Origin of the sequence: Actinoplanes sp. NPDC049598, from assembly GCF_040675435.1 — a bacterium.
Taxonomy (GTDB): domain Bacteria; phylum Actinomycetota; class Actinomycetes; order Mycobacteriales; family Micromonosporaceae; genus Actinoplanes.
On the sequence record NZ_JBFAOX010000001.1, the window covers coordinates 986,370 to 1,006,384 of the forward strand.

Annotated in this window: 22 protein-coding genes; 13 read left to right on the top strand and 9 right to left on the bottom strand. The window is 72.7% G+C overall.

The genetic code is table 11. The features are described from left to right. Positions 1-66: 66 nt before the first annotated feature. Complete coding sequence (locus AB0J66_RS04905) at positions 67-582, top strand: GNAT family protein (protein ID WP_364655727.1); 516 nt, start codon at positions 67-69, stop codon at positions 580-582. On the opposite strand, the gene AB0J66_RS04910 is transcribed toward AB0J66_RS04905, so the two are convergent. After that, positions 550-1,326 carry an endonuclease/exonuclease/phosphatase family protein gene (locus tag AB0J66_RS04910; RefSeq protein ID WP_364655729.1) on the bottom strand — a complete coding sequence of 259 codons (777 nt, stop codon included), beginning with the start codon at positions 1,324-1,326 and terminating at the stop codon, positions 550-552. The genes AB0J66_RS04905 and AB0J66_RS04910 overlap by 33 nt on opposite strands. Positions 1,327-1,456: 130 nt before the next feature. On the opposite strand from AB0J66_RS04910, the gene AB0J66_RS04915 reads away from it, so the two are divergent. Together AB0J66_RS04915 and AB0J66_RS04920 are read left to right on the top strand one after the other, a co-directional pair. Then, complete coding sequence (locus AB0J66_RS04915) at positions 1,457-1,918, top strand: heme-degrading domain-containing protein (RefSeq protein WP_364655731.1); 462 nt, start codon at positions 1,457-1,459, stop codon at positions 1,916-1,918. Between the two features lie 48 nt (positions 1,919-1,966). Next, positions 1,967-2,923, top strand: a complete 957-nt coding sequence (locus AB0J66_RS04920; protein ID WP_364655732.1) for an NAD-dependent epimerase/dehydratase family protein — start codon at positions 1,967-1,969, stop codon at positions 2,921-2,923. Here AB0J66_RS04920 and AB0J66_RS04925 read toward each other — a convergent pair. Together AB0J66_RS04925 and AB0J66_RS04930 are read right to left on the bottom strand one after the other, a co-directional pair. After that, on the bottom strand, positions 2,906-3,859 hold the full coding sequence (locus AB0J66_RS04925) for a pyridoxal-phosphate dependent enzyme (RefSeq protein WP_364655733.1): 954 nt from the start codon (positions 3,857-3,859) through the stop codon (positions 2,906-2,908). The two genes, AB0J66_RS04920 and AB0J66_RS04925, sit on opposite strands and share 18 nt — an antisense overlap. A gap of 10 nt (positions 3,860-3,869) precedes the next feature. Next, positions 3,870-4,526: a histidine phosphatase family protein gene (locus AB0J66_RS04930; RefSeq protein WP_364655735.1), complete on the bottom strand. Its 657-nt coding sequence runs from the start codon at positions 4,524-4,526 to the stop codon at positions 3,870-3,872. A gap of 170 nt (positions 4,527-4,696) precedes the next feature. Between AB0J66_RS04930 and AB0J66_RS04935 the strand changes: the two genes are divergently transcribed. After that, positions 4,697-5,359, top strand: coding sequence for a nucleotidyltransferase domain-containing protein (locus AB0J66_RS04935; protein ID WP_364655736.1), 663 nt, complete (start codon positions 4,697-4,699; stop codon positions 5,357-5,359). Here the strand turns inward: AB0J66_RS04935 and AB0J66_RS04940 are convergent. Next, complete coding sequence (locus tag AB0J66_RS04940) at positions 5,351-6,187, bottom strand: phosphotransferase (RefSeq protein WP_364655738.1); 837 nt, start codon at positions 6,185-6,187, stop codon at positions 5,351-5,353. The genes AB0J66_RS04935 and AB0J66_RS04940 overlap by 9 nt on opposite strands. 93 nt (positions 6,188-6,280) lie before the next feature. Beyond that, positions 6,281-6,808 carry a hypothetical protein gene (locus AB0J66_RS04945; RefSeq protein WP_364655740.1) on the bottom strand — a complete coding sequence of 176 codons (528 nt, stop codon included), beginning with the start codon at positions 6,806-6,808 and terminating at the stop codon, positions 6,281-6,283. 106 nt (positions 6,809-6,914) lie between these two features. Here AB0J66_RS04945 and AB0J66_RS04950 point away from each other — a divergent pair, with 106 nt between their 5' ends. Further along, entirely contained in the window at positions 6,915-7,703 is a 789-nt protein-coding gene (locus AB0J66_RS04950; protein ID WP_364655742.1) for an aminoglycoside phosphotransferase family protein, read from the top strand. On the opposite strand, the gene AB0J66_RS04955 is transcribed toward AB0J66_RS04950, so the two are convergent. Further along, positions 7,636-8,148: a hypothetical protein gene (locus tag AB0J66_RS04955; RefSeq protein WP_364655744.1), complete on the bottom strand. Its 513-nt coding sequence runs from the start codon at positions 8,146-8,148 to the stop codon at positions 7,636-7,638. The two genes, AB0J66_RS04950 and AB0J66_RS04955, sit on opposite strands and share 68 nt — an antisense overlap. Before the next feature lie 23 nt (positions 8,149-8,171). On the opposite strand from AB0J66_RS04955, the gene AB0J66_RS04960 reads away from it, so the two are divergent. Continuing rightward, positions 8,172-8,591, top strand: coding sequence for a PPOX class F420-dependent oxidoreductase (locus AB0J66_RS04960; RefSeq protein WP_364655745.1), 420 nt, complete (start codon positions 8,172-8,174; stop codon positions 8,589-8,591). An 89-nt stretch (positions 8,592-8,680) separates the two neighbouring features. Here the strand turns inward: AB0J66_RS04960 and AB0J66_RS04965 are convergent, their stop codons facing one another. After that, positions 8,681-9,229, bottom strand: coding sequence for a LuxR family transcriptional regulator (locus AB0J66_RS04965; RefSeq protein ID WP_364655747.1), 549 nt, complete (start codon positions 9,227-9,229; stop codon positions 8,681-8,683). After that, positions 9,226-12,081 (bottom strand): LuxR C-terminal-related transcriptional regulator, encoded by a 2,856-nt coding sequence (locus AB0J66_RS04970; RefSeq protein WP_364655748.1) that lies wholly within the window; start codon positions 12,079-12,081, stop codon positions 9,226-9,228. The genes AB0J66_RS04965 and AB0J66_RS04970 overlap by 4 nt, the downstream gene beginning before the upstream one ends. Before the next feature lie 307 nt (positions 12,082-12,388). On the opposite strand from AB0J66_RS04970, the gene AB0J66_RS04975 reads away from it, so the two are divergent. The 5 genes from AB0J66_RS04975 (at position 12,389) to AB0J66_RS04995 (ending at position 17,887) form a co-directional block, all read left to right on the top strand. Beyond that, a complete protein-coding gene (locus AB0J66_RS04975) occupies positions 12,389-13,786 on the top strand; it encodes a dynamin family protein (protein WP_364656040.1) in 1,398 nt (465 codons plus the stop codon). Next, the gene (locus AB0J66_RS04980) at positions 13,783-15,603 is read left to right on the top strand and encodes a dynamin family protein (protein WP_364655750.1); all 1,821 of its coding nucleotides are present in this window, start codon (positions 13,783-13,785) and stop codon (positions 15,601-15,603) included. The genes AB0J66_RS04975 and AB0J66_RS04980 overlap by 4 nt, the downstream gene beginning before the upstream one ends. Next, positions 15,600-16,079, top strand: a complete 480-nt coding sequence (locus AB0J66_RS04985) for a hypothetical protein (protein WP_364655751.1) — start codon at positions 15,600-15,602, stop codon at positions 16,077-16,079. Before AB0J66_RS04980 ends, AB0J66_RS04985 begins: the two co-directional genes overlap by 4 nt. 72 nt (positions 16,080-16,151) lie before the next feature. Next, the gene (locus AB0J66_RS04990) at positions 16,152-17,531 is read left to right on the top strand and encodes an MFS transporter (RefSeq protein ID WP_364655753.1); all 1,380 of its coding nucleotides are present in this window, start codon (positions 16,152-16,154) and stop codon (positions 17,529-17,531) included. Further along, a complete protein-coding gene (locus AB0J66_RS04995) occupies positions 17,531-17,887 on the top strand; it encodes a GntR family transcriptional regulator (protein ID WP_364655755.1) in 357 nt (118 codons plus the stop codon). The genes AB0J66_RS04990 and AB0J66_RS04995 overlap by 1 nt, the downstream gene beginning before the upstream one ends. Before the next feature lie 3 nt (positions 17,888-17,890). Here AB0J66_RS04995 and AB0J66_RS05000 read toward each other — a convergent pair whose 3' ends face one another. Next, positions 17,891-18,391, bottom strand: coding sequence for an NUDIX domain-containing protein (locus AB0J66_RS05000; RefSeq protein WP_364655756.1), 501 nt, complete (start codon positions 18,389-18,391; stop codon positions 17,891-17,893). Positions 18,392-18,421: 30 nt separating this feature from the next. On the opposite strand from AB0J66_RS05000, the gene AB0J66_RS05005 reads away from it, so the two are divergent. Then, complete coding sequence (locus AB0J66_RS05005) at positions 18,422-18,877, top strand: hypothetical protein (protein ID WP_364655758.1); 456 nt, start codon at positions 18,422-18,424, stop codon at positions 18,875-18,877. Positions 18,878-19,170: 293 nt separating this feature from the next. Next, positions 19,171-19,755: a hypothetical protein gene (locus AB0J66_RS05010; protein ID WP_364655759.1), complete on the top strand. Its 585-nt coding sequence runs from the start codon at positions 19,171-19,173 to the stop codon at positions 19,753-19,755. Positions 19,756-20,015 lie beyond the last annotated feature (260 nt).

Below are 20,015 nucleotides of genomic sequence, written 5' to 3' on the forward strand. Positions count from 1 at the left end.
AACGGTAGTGCGCAATTGAGTTGTGCGCAACTAGAAAGGGTGGGCACGCTGTGTGATCATCGGCGCGTGCCGGACATCCGATTCGTACAGCTCTCCCCCGCCGTGCTCGCCGCTCTGGTCGACGGGGACCTGCAAACCGCCAGCGCCGCGGCCGGTCAGCCGCTGAGTCAGTACCTCGTCGACGAGGCGTGGTTGTGGCGGGTGCGCCTGGCCGACATCGAGCGCGACCCGAAGGCGGCGGACTGGATCGCGCGGGCGGCGGTCAACGCCGACGGCGTCGTGGTCGGTCACGGCGGTTTTCACGGGCCGCCGGACGACGAGGGCATCGTCGAGGTGGCGTACTCGGTCGATCCCGCGTACCGCCGCCGGGGTTATGCCAAGGCGATGCTGCGGGCGCTGCTGCGGCGCGCCGACGCCGAGGCGGGGGTGACGGCCGTACGGGCGAGCATCCGGCCCGACAACGTGGGGTCGAAGGCGACGATCGCCGGGTTCGGGTTCAAGAAGATCGGTGAGCAGTGGGATCCGGAGGACGGTCTCGAAGACGTCTACCTACGGCCGGTCGAGGTGCACGAGCAGGGGTAGGTGGTCCGAGATGTCGGCGCGCGGGGTGGCGACCTGGACGACCCGGCCGAGTGAGGAGACACCGCGCGGGTCGGCCAGGATGTGATCCAGCTGGGCCCGCGGGTTGAACGACGGGAATGTGGCGGCCCGGGCCAGGGGCCGCCACCCGCTGACGGCCCGGACGGGCCGCACGGGCATGTTCAGGTCGCCCAGCAGCACGCGGGGACCGGGCAGCCCCCGCAGGGCCCGTACGGCATGTCGCAGTTGCCGAAGATTCCATCCCGGCACGAACGACAGGTGGGTGGTCGCGACCGTCAGCGGCCCGGTGGGTGTCTCCAGCACGGCGGCCAGCAGCACCCGGGGCTCGTCCTTGAGCAGCCGCAGCCCGTTCTCGGGGTCGTAGAGCGGCGACCGGATCGGCGCGGCGGGAAGGGCGGTGATCTGCCACCGGATCACCGGGTAGCGGCTGACCAGCGCGATGCCGTACAGCGGGTGGGTGTTGTCGTCGTCGCTGCGCCAGGGCTGCCACTGCTCCCCCGGCGTGCCCACCACCGCCGCGGCGAAGCGGTGAACCGTGGCCCCCATGGCGTCGGCGGCCACCGCGGTCAGGTCGAGCAGGCCGCTGCGGGGCTGGGCCTTGTCAACCTCCTGCAGGCCCAGGACGTCGGCGTCGAGTTGAGCGACCGCCGTGGCGACGCGGTCGGCGTGTACCGTCCCGTCGGACAGCGATCGTCCGTGCAAGAGGTTGAAGGTGGCCAGGCGCACGAGTACGAACCCTAGCCAACGAGGAGGCCGTGGTGTTCATCAAGACGCTCTGCTGCTCGATGATGATCTTTGTCGCAGTGGCGTGGCTGGGGATCTGGTTGCAGCGCCGGCGCAACCGATAATGGCCGGCATGAGTGATGATCTGATCGCCGAGCTGCAGCAGCAGGAGCGTGACCTCGTGTTCACGCGCTTCGACAACACCGACGCGTGGCGGCTGGGCAGCCTGCTGGTGCAGATGGCGACCGAGCGGGGGCTGCCGGTGGCGATCGACATCCGCCGGGGCACGCAGCAGCTGTTCCACGCGGCTCTGCCGGGCAGTGTGGCCGACAACGACACGTGGATCGAGCGCAAGGTGCGCGTGGTCCAGCGGTACGGCGTGTCGTCGTACCTCAAGGGCCGTCAGCTGGCCGCGAGCGGTCAGCAGCTGGACGCCGGGATGGGGGTCGAGCCGGCGCTGTACGCGGCGCACGGTGGGGCGTTCCCGATCCGGATCGCCGACGTCGGGGTGGTCGGGGTGGTCACCGTCTCGGGTCTGCCCCAGGCCGACGACCACGCGCTGGTGGTCGAGGCCGTCCGCACATTCTTCGCTTAGGGCGATCAAGGCTTCCCAGCGGCGGTACGGGTTGTCAGAGTGCTGGCCATGAGGGTGCTGATTCTGGGCGGTACGGGTTTTGCCGGGCGCGCGGTCGCCGAGGAGGCCGCGCGCCGCGGTGACGAGGTGACGTTGTTCAACCGGGGCCGCCGCGGCGGGGCGTCGCTGACCGGGGACCGTCTCGCCGAGGGCGGGCTGGACGCGCTGAGGACCGGCGAGTGGGACGCGGTCGTGGACACCTGGTCGGCGCAGGGTGAGGCGGTGCGGCGTACGGCGGAGCTGCTGACCGGCCGGGCCGGGCATTACACGTACATCTCGAGCCGTTCGGTCTATCAGTGGCTGGCGCCGGGCCCGCTGACCGAGCAGACGCCTCTGGTCGAGGCGACCGAGCCGGGGTACGCGGGTGACAAGCTGCGCGGTGAGCTCGGTGCGGCCGCGTTCGGGGGCCCGGTGGTGCTGGCCCGGGCCGGGCTGATCCTGGGCCCGTACGAGGATGTGGGCCGGCTGCCGTGGTGGCTCAACCGGATCGCCCGGGGTGGCCCGACCCTGGCGCCGGGGCCGCGGGAGCTGCCGTTGCAGTACATCGACGTCCGCGACCTGGCCTCTTTCGTGCTCGACGTGGCGGCGCGGGGCGGGCAGGGCCCGTTCAATCTGGTCAGCCCGCCCGGGCACACCAGCATGGGTGAGCTGCTCGAGACGGCCAACGAGGCCACGGGCGGGCGGGCCGAGCTGCGCTGGACTGACCCGGCGGCGATCGTCGCGGCGGGTGTGGAGCCGTGGACGCAGCTGCCGATCTGGTTCCCGCCGGGCCCGGAGCACGAGTTCATGAACGGCGCCGACGTGACCAGGGCGGTCGAAGCGGGTCTGCGCTGCCGGCCCGTACGGCAGACGGTCTTCGACACCTGGTCGTGGCTGCGCAGCGTCGGTGAGGCGCCGCAGCGCGACGACCGGCCCCGGGTGGGCCTGGACGCTGAGGTGGAGCGGGAGCTACTCGGCCAGCAGTGAGGCCAGGCGGGCGGCGCCGACGTTCCCACCGGAGACGATCACGCCGATGCGGGCCGGCGCCGGGTCGAGGCGGCCGGCGAGCAGGGCGGCCAGGCCGCTGGCGCCGGAGGGTTCCATGACCAGCTTGAGCCGGTCGACGGCGAAGCGCAGGGCATCGCGCAGCTCGTCGTCACTGACCAGGACGATCCGGTCGACGAGGTCCTTGTTGAGGGAGAAGGTGAGCTCGCCCGGGGTGGGGGCGGCCTGCCCGTCGGCGATGGTGCGGGGCACGGCGATGGTGACCCGCTCCCCCGCTTCCAGGGAGCGTTTGGTGTCGTCGCCCTCGGCCGGTTCGACGCCGACGACTTCGATGCCCGGCTGCAGGCCCTTGGCCGCGATCGCGCTGCCGGCGATCAGGCCGCCCCCGCCGACCGGCACCACGATCGCGTCCAGCTCGCCGACTTCTTCCAGGAGCTCGAGGGCGGCGGTGCCCTGCCCGGCGATCACGTCGGGGTGCTCGTACGGGGGGATCAGCGCCAGCCCGCGGTCCTCGGCGAGTTTGTTGCCGATGGCGACCCGGTCCTCGGCGTACCGGTCGTATGTGATGATCTCGGCGCCGTACTCGCGGACCGCGTCGAGCTTCGAGGCCGGCGTGTCGGCCGGCATGATGATCACCGCGGTGGAGCCGAGCTCGCGGGCGGACAGGGCCACGGCCTGCGCGTGGTTGCCCGAGGAGTACGCGGCGATGCCGCGGGCCAGCTGCTCGGGCGAGAGCCGGGCGATGGCGTTGTACGCGCCGCGGAACTTGAACGCGCCGATGCGCTGCAGGTTCTCCGCCTTCAGGTACACCTGGGCGCCGACCCGCTCGTCGAGCGTGCGGGAGTGGATGACCGGGGTGCGGTGGGCGACCCCGTCGATGCGCTTGGCGGCTTCCCGGATGTCCTGCAACGTGACCATGGCGCCGATCCTAATCGAGCTGGTACTGCCACCCTTCGGGCCGCCACTGGAAGTCGGCGGCGACCAGCTCCCGCACGCTTCGCCCGGTCGTGGCCCGTTCCAGGGCCCGGTAGGTGGCCAGGTGCCCGATCACCATGACCCGCTGCCCGTCCCAGCGCGTCGGCAGATCGGCCAGGCAGCGCCCGTTGCGGGTGATCGCCTGAGTGTGGCTCTCACCCCCGCCCGGATAGGGCCGGTCGCAGAAGTCGAGACGGTCCCGCTTGACCTCGGCCCCCGGCGAGCCGTTACGCGCCCCGAAGTCGGTCTCCCGCAGCCGCCAGTCGTAGAGCACCGGAATGCCGCTGTCCCCGAACGCGATCCGCGCCGTCTGCACCGACCGCCACAGATCCGAGCAGAACACCGCCACGATCCCGTCGTCGCGCCGCCGCCGCCCCATCTCCACGGCGTTGCGGCGGCCCTGCTCACTGAGCCGCCCAGGCAGCCACCCGGTCGCCACGCCCTGCTCGTTGTCCTCGGTCAGCGCATGCGTCTCGAACACGACGCCGATCGCCATCACCGGCACCCGCGGCGCCGCGCCGCTCGCCATCGCCCAGTTGTCAGCACACCCCTGATCCTGCCGCAGCGTGGGGCAGAACTGCGCCCCGCCGTCCGGCGGCTCAATTCTCATTCACTCCGCCCCCGCGATCGGGGTATCGGCGGGCCGGCTGAACAGGCGCGGACGATAGGTCCGACCTGGGCATACGGGGTCGGAGCGGTAACCCGGCGGGCTGGCTGGAGCGGACTCCGGGACGGGTTCGGGGGAAGCGGGGTGCACGTGGTGGCGGTAATACTGCGGCCATGACTCAGGTTCTGGCCGGGTTGATGGATGAGGTGCGCGACGATCCCGCCGTGGTGGGGCTGGTGCTGACCGGTTCGCATGCGCGGGGGCTGGCCACGGCGAGGTCGGACGTGGACGCGTACGTGGTCACGCAGGGACCGGTGGGGTGGCAGCCGGTCTCGCCGGCGCCGCGGTGGGATCTGACGGTGCTCAGCGTGGACGAGCTGGCTGACGTCTCGGATACGGGACGCCGCTACGCCTACCGCGGGGCGCGGGTGCTGCTGGATCGGCTCGACGGTCGGGTGGCGGAGCTGGTGCGGCGGCAAGCGACGTTGAGCACGGAGGACGCCGACGCAATCGCGCGGGCGCAGCTGGGGCGGTATGCCGGGTTCGTGCGGCGGGCGGTTGCGCACCGGCGGGACGGGCGGGCCGAGGTGGCGCGGCTGGAGGAGATGGAGGCGGCCGGGGTCTTGCTAACGGCGCTGTTCGCGGTTTTCGGGCGTGTGCGCCCGTACAACAAGTATCTGCGCTGGGAGCTGGACCACTATCCGCTGCCGGACCCGTGGACGGCTGATTTCGTCCTCTCGCGGCTGGGTGAGCGGCCCTCGATGCTGCTGGGCCCGCTCGAGCGCACCGCGCGGGAACGCGGTTACCTTCTCGACGCGGCGCTGGTGTCAGGGTAGGCCGGACTCGGCGACGTCGAGCCAGTGCTCGACGCGCGTGTCGTCGTGGTGGCGGATGGACCAGTCGACCAGGCGCAGGCTCATGTGGGCCCAGTAGGCGTGCCGGCGCCGCTCGGAGATCGCGGCCAGGCGCTCGTCGAGGGGGCGCAGCACGGCCGGGTCGTGGCCGGTGAGCATGAAGCGCAGGGTGACCAGGTCGAAGTGGCGGTCCCCGCGGGTCGCGCCGTCCCAGTCGATGACGCCGGTGAGCCGGCCGCCGTCGACCAGGACGTTGCCGGGGTGGAAGTCGAGGTGCACCAGGTCGTCGCCGACCATGCCGGGGTGACCGGCGCCGATGCGGTGGATGCGCTCGAGCAGCCGGGCGGTGCGGTCGCTGTGCCGGGCCAGGGGCTCGTGCAGGCAGAAGCCGGGACCGTCGCCGGTCAGGTACAGGTCGGCCGGGGCCGGGGCGGGCTCGGCGGCCAGCAGCCCGGCGAGGCGGTCGTTGACGGCGATCATCTGCGCGATCAGGGCGGCGTCGGCGTGCTGGGGCGGGGCGCCGGGCAGGCGCTGCTGGACGATGACGCGGGCGCCGTCGATGTGCGCGGCCAGTTCTTGGCGGGCGGTGGGGACCCCGGCGGCGCGGGCCTTGTCGACCAGCGGGCCGGTGCGGGAGCGGCCCTCGGTGAGCACCGATCGGCGCCCGTCGGGCCAGCGCACGTACGCGGCCCCGACCTCCCCGCCCGGGGCGGGACCTTCCAGCTGCAGGCGCACGCCGGTGATGTCGGCGATGCGCTCGAGCACGTGGGCGGCGTCGATGCGGGCGCTGCGCGGCCACTCGTGGGTCATCACGCGGTCGGCACGTTGCACCCCAGGCCCCCAGTGACGGTAAACGCTTTCCGACCCATGACCGTAGCGGCCCGGTCAACCGGGTTTTGTCGCCTACCGGACTCTGTGGATCTTCAGATGGCGGCTGACCTCGGCGATCAGATCCTCTTCGGTCATGCCCGGCTCCACGGTGACCGCCGGCAGGTGTTCGCGGGTGAGCTCGTCGCGCAGCCGGTCGGTGAACAGGCGGTCGCGTTCCAGCAGGTTGGCCAGGGCCCGCTCGGGGTCGCTGGTACGCCCGGCGATCTGCCAGGTCGTCCCGCGGCTGTCGAACGCGGCCCGGCGGAACTGCGGCGTGGGCAACAGCCAGACCGCCTGACCGGCGGAGGGCAGGTGCGGCCGTACGAGGTGAGGCAGCAGCCGGAACCCCTCGGCGATCACGCCCGGCTCGGGTGGCAGGTCGCGCAGGTCGTCGACGATCAGCTCGAACGCCTCGCCGCGGTACCAGTGGAACGTCTCCAGCATGACCTCGGGCGTACGGTCGACCCAGCGCTCGTCCATCGTCATCGCCTTGAACGCGCTCTGCTGCGGGGCCGTGCTGCGCTCGGCGTGCGCGGGCATGACGGCGTCGGTGTCGTACACCTGCAGGCCGTGGCGACGGTGCTCTTGCCGGCGCCGCTCGCCCCGCCGATCCAGTACACATGAGACAGGGACACCCGATCATTGTCGCCGCCGCTACGGTGGACGTGTGGATCAGGTGCAGGTCGTCGTCGCCCACGCCGCCCGCGCGACCCTGCGGGTGGGTGAGGTGTTCCTGAAGGTCGACGGCGACCCGGCCCACACCGCCGTCGAGATCGAGGCGATCGCCCTGGCGCCGGTCCCGACCCCGCGGGTGCTGTGGCACGAGCCGCCGGTGCTGGCGATCTCCGCCGTGCCGGGCCGCGCTCTGGGGGTTCTCGGTGCGCCGTCGACCGCGTCGCGGGAAGCGTGGGCCGCGGCCGGGGCCGCCATCCGTGAGCTGCACGAGGCGCCGCTGCCGCCGTGGACGGCCCCCACCGTCGACGAGCTGGCCGATGAGCTCGACCGCGAATGCGCGTGGCTGGTCGACTCCGGCACCCTGCCGGCCGGCCTGGTCGAGGACAACCGGCGGCTCGCCGAGAGTGTGCTGCGGCCGTGGACGCCGGTGTTCATCCACGGCGACCTGCAGATCACCCACATCTTCACCGACGGCGACCGGGTCACCGGGATCATCGACTGGTCCGAGGCGGCCCGCGGGGACGCCCTGTTCGACCTGGCCACCCTCACCCTCGGGCACTCCGAACGCCTCGACGACCTGCTCGCCGGCTACGGCGCCGGCGTCGACGTCGACCTGATCCGCGGCTGGTGGTCGCTGCGCAGCCTGACCGCGATCCGCTGGCTCAGCGAGCACGGCTTCGACCCGGCCAAGCCCGGCTGCGAGATCGACGTCCTCAAAGCCAACCGGACAGCACGGCCCGGGCGATCTCCCGCACGGGACCCTGACCCGAGTCCACGGTGAAGTCCTCCACACCGGTCCGGTCGAGCACGGCGGCCAGCTCGGGAGCGCGGGCCAGATGCCAGCCGAGCGGCTCCGGGTCGCCGGTGTGCCGCCGGGCCAGCCGCTCGCGGTTGGCGCCGGCGGCCAGGGTCAGCCGGCACACCGTCAACGGGACACCGACCGCGGCTTGATACTCGTCGCGTTCGGCGTGGCTCTCGATCACCCCGGCCAGGATCAGGCGGTGCGCGCCGGCGGCGAAGAAGTTCGCGGCCACCGACCGCAGGTTGCGCACCGCGATCGCCCCGTTGAAGCGGTCACCCGGCGGGGCAGGCCAGCTGCGGCGCAGCCAGTCCACGTCGACGACCGCGTGGGCCACTTGTTCCTCGGCGAGCAGCTCGCCGACGGCCTCGGCGGTGGCGGTCTTGCCCACCCCGACCGTCCCGGTGATCAGCAGGGCCGCGCGCATCCGGCCAATCTAGACTCCCCGGCATGGCGTTCACGCAGCAGGAGATCGACTATCTGCGGTCGCAGCCCCTCGGGCGGCTGGCCACCGTCGGCGAGCACGGGCAGCCCGACGCCGTCCCGGTCGCCTTCGAGTTCGACGGCGCGTCCTTCTGGGTCGGCGGCCCCGGCGAGCAGATCCTGCGTACCCGCAAGTTCCGCAACGTGGCCGCCGGCCGCGAGCAGGTCGCCCTGGTCGTCGACGACCTCATCTCGCTGCAGCCGTTCAGCGCGCGCGGCATCCGCGTCTACGGCGACGCCGACGGCCCGATCGAGCGCACCGGCCTGACCGGCCCCGGCTACTACCTGCGGATCACCCCGACCGTCTCGTGGAGCTGGAATCTGGCCGGCGAACCGGCGGGCGAGAAGTGGTACGACACGCCGAAGACGGTCCACCAGGCGCCGTGAGTCCGGCCCGGCGGTGAGCGAACCAGCCCACGCGGCGCCGTGAGGTCGGCCCGGCGGGGCTCCGGGACGCTTCAACGCGGCGCGACGGCTCAGCGCGGGGGCAGGCCGGAACCGCGCTGGCGCAGGTAGGCCAGGACGGCCTCGCGGGTGGTGCGCACCCCGAACAGGGCGCGGGCCTCGGCGATGCGCCGGTTGGCGGTGCGCAGGGACAGGAACTCGGCGGCCGCCGCGGCGGCGATCGTGTCCCCGGCGGCCAGCCGGTCGAGCAGAGCCCGCTGCTCCGGCACCAGGTCGGTCACCCCGCTGCCCCCGGAGGGCAGCGGATCGGCGATGCCCTGCTGTACGGGGCCCAGCCGCGACAGATCGTCGACCAGCGCCCGCCCCAGCGGCGACTCGGTGTCGCACACGGCCACGATGCCGGCCCCGCGCGCCGCGGCCAGCACCGCCAGCTGCAACGAGTCACCGTCGGCGATGCGCCCGTGCAGGACCAGCCGGGTGCTGCTCACATCCCAGCCCGGGTCGGGCAGGGCGAAGCCGTCACGGGCCACCCAGCCGTCGCGGGTGAGCCGGCGCAGCACGGTGTCGGCGTCACCGGCGGTGGCGACGACGTGGCGGGGGGCGTCGGTCTGTCTGGTCACCGGCCATCCTTGAACGTCTCATGGGCGAAGGCGAGGGCGGCTGCTTCCGTACGGGTGCGGGCGCCGAGCTTGCGCATGCCGGCGCGGATGTGGGTGTCGACGGTCTCGGCCGAGATGCCCAGCTGCCCGGCGATCCGGCGGGTCGGCTCGCCCGCCGCGACCAGGCGCAGCACATCGGTCTCGCGGCGGGTCAGCTGGTCACCGGAACGCTTGCTGCGGGTGTCACGGTGCACGTGATGACGCCGCAACCCCCGCCGGGCCCGCCCGGCCAGCACGGTCAGCCCGGCCGCGTCGGCCAGTTTCTCCGCGCTCAGCAGCGCCTCCACCGCCCGTCCGGGGTCGGTGTCGGTCAACCCGGCCGCCAGCAGACACCGGATCCGCTCCCGCACCGCGATCGGCCGCCACCCCTCGGCCGCCGCGCCGAACCCGGTCCCGGTGGCCCACGCCGTCAACGTCCGCCGCGCCGCCGCCGGCAGCCCACCCGGCACCACCGGCGCGGCATCGGCGCCGAGGTCGTGCGCGGCCCACAGCGCGGTGATCGCCCGCAACCCGGCCAGCAGACCCCTGCCGGGCTCCCCACCGAGACGTACGGCCCGATCGGGTTGCCCATCAAGCCAGGCCGTCTCCTGCGCCACCCACGAGGTCGCCGGATGCCGCGGCCCTGCGTCCAGGTGCGCCCGGGCCGCCGCGAGCAGCCCGGTGTCCGCCTCGATCAGCGCCGTCGCGGCCGTAGCATACCCACGCGCCTCATCCGGCAGCGCCCGATCAGCCAGGTTCCCGGCCCGGCGCAACACTCCGTCGACCCCGTCCCACAACTCGGCGACGGTCCCGTCCGGTGCCGTGTCATCGCCGGTTTCGGTGGTGGAGCCGTGCAGGGCCAGGGCCCAGTCGGCGGCCGCGGCGAAGCGGGTCTGCCAGCCGTACGCCAGCTCGGCCGCGCTGTCTTTGGCGGCGCGCAACGCCACCGACGCCGACTCGGTGAGACGGCCGTCGGCGGCCAGCTGCTCGACGAGCAGCCAGGCCGCCCAGCGGCTGATCAGCGGATCTCCCCCGGCCGTGGCCGCCGCCCCCAGCGCGGCATCCCACCCGGGAGTGCGGAAGTGGGCCTGCACGGCGGCCAGCGCCGCCGCCACCCCGGCCGTCGGCCTCGGATGCCGGGCGGCGATCTTGTCGGCCAGATCCTGCGCCGCCGCCGGGTCGAGCGCCAGCTCCGCCAGCAGCAGCACCCGATCCCGCCCGGCCACCACCGGCACGGCCGCCGCGTCCGGCACCGACCGTACCGCCGCCCGGGCCGCCGCCGGGTCCCCGACCTGCAGCAGCGCCTCGCCGCGCAGAACATCCGCTTCCAGCTCGAGCGAACGCATGGCGTCGGAATCGCCACCCGGCCCCGCCGTAGCCCACCCACGAGACCGCACCGGCAGGCCCCGCTCCGCGATGCTCGAATCAGCCCCGGCGACAGGCGGACCCGACGAGCTCGGGCGGGCGCCGGGACCCATCGCGTGTGGTTTCTGATAGTCCCGGCCGGGACCGCGCGCCTCCGAGCCGGCGCGGTGGACCGCGGCGCGCTGATCGGGGAAGTCCAGCTCGGCGCACGGACCCGCCGCGGAGGGGTTGGGGAAGTCGAGCTCGGCGCCCGGGACCGCCGCGGAGGGGTCGGGGAAGTCGAGCTCGGCGCTCAGCGAGAGGGGAGACGCGACACCACCGTGGGAGCGCTCCCCGCCCGTGGCCGAGGGCCGGCCCGCTGGGACGAGGGCGTCGGCGGCGACGAGGACCCGGGCTGCAGCGGCGGGCCGGCCCGCGGACAGCAGGGCGTCGGCCGCGGCCAGGCGGACCCGCAGGTCGACCGGGACGTCGAGTTCGCAGGCGAACAGCAGCAGGGCGGCGCGGTCGCCGCCGGTGCTCTGGTCGGCGGCGACCAGAGCCCGGCGGTGCGCGCCGCGCAGGTCGCCGGCGGCGGCCAGGTGGCGGGCGGCCTCGGCCGGTGGGGTCAGCTCGGCCAGGCGGGTGTGCAGGTCGACGCGGGCGGCGGCGTCGAGCAGGCCGGCCGCGGTCTCGGCGACGTAGGTCGAGACGGGCAGCAGGGCGCCGTCGGGGTCCGCGACGACCAGGCCGGCCGTCTGCAGGTCGGCGGCGCCGGCGCCGAGCAGGGCGGCGGGCGCGGGGCGGCCGAGCAGGCCGAGCGCGGCCAGCGCCGTGCGGGCGGGGCGGGGCAGATCGGCCAGGGCGGTCGCGATCGCGTACGCCACCTGGTCGATGTCACCGCCGAGACCGCCGCTGGGACGGGCGCCGGAGGCGGCGTTACGCGCCAAAGCCGTCACCGCCAGGGGGTTGCCGCCGGCGCGGGCGACGACGGCGGCCAGGGTGGCCTGGTCGAGCTGGGGGGCGCTGCGGTGGGCCAGCTCGAGAGCCTCTTCGGTGCTCAGCGGGGGCACCGGGATCCAGGCCGTGGCCGCCTCGCGCAGGGCGGCTTCGGTGGCCGGGGGCAGCCGGTGCGGCGTACGGACCGCGGCCAGGACCCGGCAGTGGGCCGCCAGCAGCGGCAGGGCGGCCAGGGTGGCCGGGTCGGCGTAGTGCAGGTCGTCGATGACCAGCAGGCCACCGCGTACGCGGGAGCGGACCGCCTCGGCCAGCAGGTGCACGTCGTGGGCGGGAAGTTTTGCCCGTACGGCCCGGGACAGGGCGAGCGCGGGCACGGTCTGCAGCATCGCCAGGCCGCCGCCGGCGTGCACGGGGCCGGGCACCGCGCTGAGCCGGCGCAGCAGCGTGGACCGTCCGCAGCCGGGCGGGCCGGTCAGCACGACGAGGCCGGGGCGTTGCAGCACGGCGGCGGCCGGGTGCAGCGCTTCCGCCACCTGACCTCCTCCCCCTTGCGTCGCGGCCCGTGCTCGTGGCACGAACACGGGATCCCGTGCCCGGCCGCTGTCCGTAGGCTGGTGCCTGCGGCGGGTGCCCCTGCGCGCCCGCCCCCGAGCAACCGATGGGGAGGACGGCCGTGGTCTGCACATTCTCACCGACAGTGTGCCCGGCTGACGAGTCGCGGTGAGCGGCCCGCTCAGCGCCAGCCTAGCGACGCTGTGTGATCAACTGGCTGCTCGTGTCGGTCCGGAGGCCGGTAACCAGGTCAGACAGATCCACGATCGTCTCGGTGAGCCGTTGCGGGTGGCCATCGCCGGGCGCCTGAAAGCCGGAAAGTCGACACTCGTCAACGCGTTGATCGGGCGGCGGGTGGCCCCGACGGCGGTCGGCGAGTGCACGCGGGTGGTCACCCGGTTCCGGTACGGGCCGGCCGACCGCATCGACGTGGTGTGCCGCGACGGGCAGCGGCGCAGCCTGCCGCTCGACGACGACGGCATGATCCCGCAACGTCTCGGGGTGCCGCTGGCCCGGGTGGCGTACGTCGACGTGACCCTGACCAGTGAGAAGCTGCGCGAGCTGACCGTGGTCGACACGCCCGGGCTGGCCTCGACCGACACGGTGGTCAGCGACCGGGCGGCCGAGGCGGTCGGCACGGCCCCGTTCGACGCCGACATCGACGCCGACTCCGCCTCCGAGGTCGCCGCGGCCGAGGCCGTCGTCTACGTGTTCACCCAGGCCGTGCGGGCCGACGACGTCCGCGCTCTGGAGGCGTTCCGGGACGCCTCGGCCCGGCTGGCGTCGAGCCCGATCAACGCCCTCGGCGTCCTCGGCAAGATCGACACTCTGGTCGGGGGCGCCGGTGACCCGTGGCCGGCTGCCGAGCCCCTCGCCGGGCAGCAGGCCGCGCTGCTGGCCCGCACGGTCTCCGACGTGGTGCCGGTGGTGGGCCTGCTGGCCGAGACCGCCGAGGCGGGCCGGCTCACCGGCGCCGACCGTGACGCGCTGCAGCGCCTGGCCGGGCTGCCCGCCGGGGAGCTGCGGCTGCTGCTGGCCTCGGCCGACCTGTTCCGCACCAGGCCGGCGCCGGTGCCCGCCGACCGGCGCGAGCGGCTGCTGGGGCTGCTCGACCTGTACGGCATCGGTTTCGCGATCGCCCAGCTGACCGCCGAGCCGCAGGTCTCGACCGGGGAGCTGGTGCGCCGGCTGGTCGCCGCGTCCGGGTTCCCGCGGCTGCGGCACACCCTGGAGGAGACGTTCCGGTGGCGTTCGGACGCCATCAAGGCCGGGTGGGCGCTGTCGCGGCTCGAGCGCCTGGCCGGGCACACCCGCGACGAGACCGACCGGGAGACGTTGCGCGACGCCGTGGAGCGTCTGCTGCGCGACCCCGCCTACCACCGGCTGCGCCTGCTCGACGCGGCCCAGCGCGTGGCCACCGGCACGGTGGCGCTGCCGATCGAATGGGAGCAGGAGCTGACCCGGCTGGCCACCTCGGAGGACCCCCGCTGGATCCTGCGCCTGCCCGACGCCGGCGCGCAGGAGCTGACCGCGGCCGCGGTGGCCGCCGCCAACCGCTGGCGTGTCTACGCGGTCGCCGGGGCCGGGCCGGCCCAGTCACGGGTCGCGCAGGTCGCCCACCGCGGTTTCCAGCTGCTGGCCCAGCAGACCCGCGCCACCACGAGCACGCGGCCGGTCGGGCGATGACGGCCATCCGCACCACCGCCGGCGGCGACCTGGCCGGCGCCCTGGAGACGGCCGTTCGCGACACCCTCGCGTACGTCAAGGGTCATGACCCCGACGCCGGCGCCGAGCTGGCCGAGCTCAGCCGCATCCGCCTGACCCGCCCGCAGGTGGTGGTCGTCGGGGAGACCAAGCGCGGCAAGAGCTCCCTGATCAACGCCCTGCTCGGCGTCCCGGGCCTGTCACCGGTCGACGCGGCCGTGGCCACCGCCACCTACCTGCAGTTCGTGCCCGGCGAGTTCCAGGCTCTCGCCTGGCTGCCCGGCGCCGCCGACCCGATCGCCGTCGACGACCTGCGCGAGTGGGCCACCGGCGCGCAACGGGCCCGCCGCATCGAGGTCGCTTATCCGGCGCCGTTGCTGCGCTATGTCAGCCTGCTCGACACTCCCGGTGTCGGCGGCCTCGACCCGGCGCACGCCACGGTCGCGCTGGCCGCGGTCGAGCGGGCCACCGCGCTGATGTTCGTGGCCGACGCGTCGGCGCCGCTGTCGCGGCCCGAGCTGGACTTCCTGGTCAAGGCCAGCGAGCGGGTCGACGCGGTGGTGTTCGCGCTGACGAAGGTCGACGCGTTCCCGGGGTGGCGGCGCATCGCCGAGGACAACCAGGCCCTGCTGCGTGCGCACGCGCCGCGTTTCGCCGACGCGCCGTGGTTCCCGGTGTCGTCGCTGCTGGCCGAGCTGGCCGTGCAGGCCGGCCCGGCCGATCAGGCGGCGCTGGTCGAGGCGTCGCGGATCGCCGAGCTGCAGCACGCCCTGGTCGAGCTGGCCGGGCGCGGCCATCAACTGCAGCTGGCCAACGTGCTGCGGGCGGCGCGCGGTGAGCTCGTACGCCTGCAGGACGCCGCCGCCGACCGGGTCAGCGCCGCCGAGGCCGACCCCGCCCGGACCGCTCAGGTGCGGGCCGAGCGGGCCGCGCTGGCCGCCCGCAAGCGCACCGAGTCGCGGCAGTGGACGCTGCTGTTGTCCACCGAGACCCAGCGGGCCCGCGTCGAGACCGTCGGGCAGCTGCGCACCCGGATCGCGGCGATGCAGCAGGAGTTCTCGGCGCGCATCGACACCGGCCGCGGCGAGGCCCTCGCGCAGCTGCCGGACGCCCTCGACGCCGAGTTGCAGGCCCTGGCCGTCCAGCTGTCGCGGGGTCTGCAGGAGACGTTCGCCCAGGTCGGCGACCGGGTGCTGGCCTCGGTGTTCGACGCCGGCGAGCGAGCGGCGATGCTGGGGCAGCTCAACGCGTCGCTGCGGCACGCCATGGACGCCGCCCCGCCGCGTGACGGCGCCGCCGACAACCTGCTGATCGCATTGTCGGCCGGGGGGATCGCGTTCATGGCCGGGCGCGGCGCCATCCTCGGGGTGTCGATCTTCGCCGCGGGTGGGCTGCTGGTGCCGGTGGCCGGGATCGGCCTGGGCTTGGCCGCCGGCGGGTACGTGCTGTACCGCCGCCGGGTGCAGCAGGATCGCCAGCAGGCCCGGGTCTGGCTGCGCGACGTGCTCGGCGAGGCCCGGGCGGCGCTGGCCGACGAGATCGCCAACCGGTTCACCGACCTGCAGTACGCGCTGTCGGTGGCCGTCGACGACGCGGTGGAGAAGCGGCTGCGCGACCTGGACGCGCACATCGCCGAGATCGACGCGGCGGCCGCCGAGGACGCGGCCGGGCGCGGCAGGCGCCGGGCCGCCGCGCAACAGGAGCTGGAGACGGTACGCGCCCGGCTGCGTGCCGCCGACGCCGTGCTTGTCCGGGCCCGGGCCCTGACGCCCGTGCCCCACGACGAGGAGGACCGATGAGCGACCACCACGACTTCGGCGACCACGAGGACTTCCCGATCTTCGACGATCACCCGCTGCCCGAGCACGAGCAGCCGGTCTTCGAGCCGTACGAGCCGTACGAGCACTACGACACCTTCGACGTCGATCACCATGTGATCGAGGAGCCGGCGTACGACGCGCCGGAGCATGTCGATCACGGGGAGCCGGAGCCGCAGCCCGAGATACCGGCCGAGGACCCGCTCGACGTGTTCCCGCCGCAGGTCGACGTGGGTGAGCTGCCCGAGCCGGTCGACGGCTTCCCGTGGATCGACACCGGCAGCCTCGGCGTCGTGCCCGCCGAGGCCCTGGCCGAGCACACCGAGCCGGTACGCCCGGAGGAGCTGGCCGAGTACGCCGGTGAGCAGCTGCCGCCCGGCGCCGACCCGTGGGCCGCCCTGGCCGAATCGGAGGATCCGGCCACCAGCGCCCTGGCCCGGTGGTGGCAGCAAAACTGAGACTCCCGTTCGGTGCCCGCGGGTGCGATAGTTTGCCCGCCACCGATCGACATCCTGGAGTTTTGAACAACCATGGCCGCAACCGGCACCGAGCTGCCCGTTCCCACCGCCGGCCGGCGCGAGCGCCGCGGCTGGTATATCTACGACTGGGCCAACTCGGCCTTTCAGACCACGGTCATCACCGTGTTCCTCGGGCCGTTCCTGACCACGGTCACCGAGATCGCGGCCGGGTGCCCGCTGGGCACCGACGACTGCACGGGGCGGGTGCATCCGTTCGGCATCGCGGTGGCGGCCGGCTCCTTCTACCCGTACGTGGTCTCGCTGTCCGTGCTGTTGACCGTGTTCGTGCTGCCGGTCATGGGGGCCGTGGCCGACCGCGCCCCGCGCAAGAAGCCGCTGCTGGCCGCGGCCGCGTTCACCGGCGCCGCGGCGACCATCGCGATGGCGTTCGTGACCGGCGACCGCTACCTGCTCGGCGGGGTGCTGTTCCTGATCGCGAACATCTCGTTCGGCGCGGCCATCGTCGTCTACAACTCGTTCCTGCCGCAGCTGGCCGCCCCCGACGACCGCGACCGGATCTCCAGCCGCGGCTGGGCCATCGGCTACCTCGGCGGCGGCCTGCTGCTGGCGTTCAACCTGGTCGCGGTCACCGTCCTGTCGGTCGAGGGCGACGATCAGCGCACGCTGGACATCGCCCGCTGGTGCATCGTGTCGGCCGGCATCTGGTGGGCCGCCTTCACGGTCGTACCGCTGCTGTGGTTGAAGGAGCACCCCGGCGCGGCGGCGTCGGAGAACCACGGCAACGTGCTGACCGACGGTTTCAAGCAGCTCGGCCGCACGATCCGCGGCATCCGGGCCTACCCGCTGACCCTGTTCTTCCTGCTGTCGTACCTGATCTACAACGACGGCATCCAGACGGTGATCACCCTGGCCAGCCAGTACGGCACCGAGGAGCTCGACCTCGGACAGTCCACGCTGATCATCACGATCCTGATCGTGCAGTTCCTCGCGTTCGGCGGCGCCCTGCTGCTGGGCGCGATGGCCGCCCGGATCGGCGCCAAGAAGACGGTGATCTTCAGCCTGGCCCTGTGGCTGGTCGTGGTCGTCGCCGCCTACTGGCTGCCCGCGGGTGAGCCGCTGCCGTTCATGCTGCTCGGCGCGGCCATCGGCCTGGTCCTGGGCGGCAGCCAGGCCCTCTCGCGCAGCCTGTTCTCGCAGCTCATCCCGGCCGGCAAGGAGGGCGAGTACTACGGCTTCTACGAGATCAGCGACAGGGGCACCAGCTGGCTCGGCCCGCTCGCGTTCGGCCTGATCTTCCAGCTGACCAACAGCTACCGCGTCGGCATCGTCTCGCTGGTCGTGTTCTTCCTCGCCGGCGGGATCCTGCTGGCGTTCGTCCCGATGCGCCGCGCCATCGTCCAGGCCGGCAACACACCCCCGAAACTGATCTGATGGACATCACCATCGACCCCGGCTCCGCGGTCCCGCCCTACGAGCAGGTCCGGCTGCGCATCGCCGAGCTCGCCGCCACCGGCGCCCTGGCCGCCGGGGAGAAGCTGCCCCCCGTGCGCACCCTCGCCGCCGACCTTCACCTGGCGGCCAACACGGTGGCCCGCGCCTACCGCGAGCTCGAGACCGCCGGCCTGGTGGAGACCCGCGGCCGCGCCGGCACCGTCGTCACCTCCCGCGCCGCCGGCACGTCGGTCAAGGCCCAAAAGGCCGCCCAGACGTACGCCGACACGACGCGTTCCCTGGGCGTCGCGCCGGAGACCGCGCTCGGCCTCGTCCGGGCCGCCCTGGGGTTGTGACCGTCAGTCGGTGCTGAGCAGCATCGTCGAGAAGCCGGGCGGCGCGAACCAGGCCGCCCCGTCCGGCGCCTCGCTCGTCGCGATCCGCAGCCTCGCCAGCTCGTTGACCGCCGGCAGCTCCTCCGGCGCGAACCACGCCACTTCCAGCGACTCGTCCCCGTCCGGCCGGGCCCGCCCGCCCACCGCCCGGCACCGGAACCACACGGCCAGATACGAGCACCGGTCCCCGTTCGGGTAGGTCGCCTCGTGCACGGCCACCCCCGCCAGCCGCTCGATCTCCGCCCGAACCCCGGTCTCCTCGTAGATCTCCCGCAACACCGCCTCGGCCGGCTGCTCCCCCGGCTCGATCATCCCGGCCGGCAGTGCCCACTGCCCGTTGTCCGAGCGCCGCAGCAGCAGAATCCGCCCCTGATCGTCGCGGACCACCGCCCCCGCCCCCGGCAGCAGCAACAGGTCGTGCCCCACATGCGCCCGCATCTTCACCACATACTCAGGAACCGGCATACCGCGCACCGTAAAGGATCACAGCAACCAGTGACCAAGATCGAATACCATCGGACGGGCCCGTACGTGAGCCACGGGCAGGAGAACCAGCGGGGCGTGGACCTCGCCGTGGTCAGCCGCGCTGATCTGTGCTGGTACTACTTCTGGTCCAGCCTCTCGTTCACGATCGATGAGATCGACCTGAGCCCTCCGTGGTCATGGACACCCGTCTTCGACTTCATGTGGTCGGTGATGGGCGTGCTGGAGGATCTGGAGCGCGGCAAGGACTCGACGATCGGCTTCACCGAGAACGCCGAGCTGATCAGGTTCGTCCGCGACGCCGGTCGGGTGCGGGTCTCAGCCACCTACTCGACCGCCACGGCGGTCTGCGACATCGCCGACCTCAAGAGCGCCTGGCTCGACTTCCGCCACGCAGTACTGACCCAGCTCATCGCCGAGTACCCCCGACTCGCGACCAACCCGGCGCTCGCGGAACTCCGGCGCTGAACCTCGTCGTCCCTCGTCGGGATACCTCATGGCACACGGTCGTCTGGTTTTTTTTTATTCGCAAGTTCGGGGACCAGATTTTCGCGACTTTCGGCACCATCGAGATCTCACCTGTCTCGATTTTCGTGAATTTGGGGCCACCGCCAGTGAGCTCCCGCTCACGCATCGTTGGCCGGCTCAACCGCTTACGTACAGTGACAGCTTGCTGAGATGGGGCACGCTTGTCTGCGGCATGAGAGTGCGCCAGCCCTTTTACTGTTGAGCGCCGCCCCATGTCAGGTGACAATAGACGCATGCAAACGGTGTCGATCGTCCAGCTGGGGACTCTCTTCATTGCATTGATTGCGGCCGGCAGCGCTAGCTACGCCGCAATCATTACGGGAAGAATTCAGAAGAGGGCGGCAGAGACGCAGAGGCGCTGGGAATCAGCGCAAGCTGACCAATCTCGGGCATGGGAGCGGTTGGAGAGTGATCGAAAGCGAGGACTCGAACAGCTTCGCGAAGCATACGAGGGTGAGATCGAAGCGGTCACCAACATCGAGCAGTACGCCTGGTCAGGTATTCACAGACCACACTTCGGCGTTCAGGTCGTGGACGAGTTGTTCGACGCCAACCTGGCCGACCTGGCACGCAAGCACGCTGCCCGGCATTCCGTCGTGCAACTTTTAGGCTCACCCGAAGTGGTGGAGCAGACTGACCTCGTAGGCAGAGACATCACTTTGGTCATGAAGAAAAATGACAGAGCGGCGCTGAGAAATTTGGCGAACAGTCGCTCTGAGCTAATTCGCAGAATGCGTCAAGATCTTGGACTGCCGACAGCTAGATCGCTCGATGCCGACACGCTTTACGCCAGTAGCAAAAAAACGGATGTTGACTAAAAGGGCTTGGGGTCGCCGGGGGTGGAGCCGGAACGTGCCAAGGTGCGCCTTTCCGGGAGGATGCACCGAGCCGGCTTCGACCTCCTCCGCAAACGAGCCCTCCCGACGCTCACGGCATGACCGACGACGACGTGTGGGATCGAGTCCTGGACCGATTGATCGAAGCACTGGCGGTGCAGGTGGAGAACGCCGAAGACCGCGACTACTGCCGGTCGAGGTACGCAGCACCGTCCCAGGGTGGGCGAAGTCACTTACGTCGT

Coding starts and splice junctions, on each gene's coding strand:
- AB0J66_RS04935 (WP_364655736.1), top strand. CDS start 4,697: ATGACTCAGGTTCTGGCCGGGTTGATGGATGAGGTGCGCGACGATCCC.
- AB0J66_RS04925 (WP_364655733.1), bottom strand. CDS start 3,859: ATGGTCACGTTGCAGGACATCCGGGAAGCCGCCAAGCGCATCGACGGG.
- AB0J66_RS05010 (WP_364655759.1), top strand. CDS start 19,171: ATGCAAACGGTGTCGATCGTCCAGCTGGGGACTCTCTTCATTGCATTG.
- AB0J66_RS04960 (WP_364655745.1), top strand. CDS start 8,172: ATGGCGTTCACGCAGCAGGAGATCGACTATCTGCGGTCGCAGCCCCTC.
- AB0J66_RS04930 (WP_364655735.1), bottom strand. CDS start 4,526: ATGAGAATTGAGCCGCCGGACGGCGGGGCGCAGTTCTGCCCCACGCTG.
- AB0J66_RS04940 (WP_364655738.1), bottom strand. CDS start 6,187: ATGACCCACGAGTGGCCGCGCAGCGCCCGCATCGACGCCGCCCACGTG.
- AB0J66_RS04990 (WP_364655753.1), top strand. CDS start 16,152: ATGGCCGCAACCGGCACCGAGCTGCCCGTTCCCACCGCCGGCCGGCGC.
- AB0J66_RS05000 (WP_364655756.1), bottom strand. CDS start 18,391: ATGCCGGTTCCTGAGTATGTGGTGAAGATGCGGGCGCATGTGGGGCAC.
- AB0J66_RS04985 (WP_364655751.1), top strand. CDS start 15,600: ATGAGCGACCACCACGACTTCGGCGACCACGAGGACTTCCCGATCTTC.
- AB0J66_RS04980 (WP_364655750.1), top strand. CDS start 13,783: ATGACGGCCATCCGCACCACCGCCGGCGGCGACCTGGCCGGCGCCCTG.
- AB0J66_RS04955 (WP_364655744.1), bottom strand. CDS start 8,148: ATGCGCGCGGCCCTGCTGATCACCGGGACGGTCGGGGTGGGCAAGACC.
- AB0J66_RS04920 (WP_364655732.1), top strand. CDS start 1,967: ATGAGGGTGCTGATTCTGGGCGGTACGGGTTTTGCCGGGCGCGCGGTC.
- AB0J66_RS04915 (WP_364655731.1), top strand. CDS start 1,457: ATGAGTGATGATCTGATCGCCGAGCTGCAGCAGCAGGAGCGTGACCTC.
- AB0J66_RS04995 (WP_364655755.1), top strand. CDS start 17,531: ATGGACATCACCATCGACCCCGGCTCCGCGGTCCCGCCCTACGAGCAG.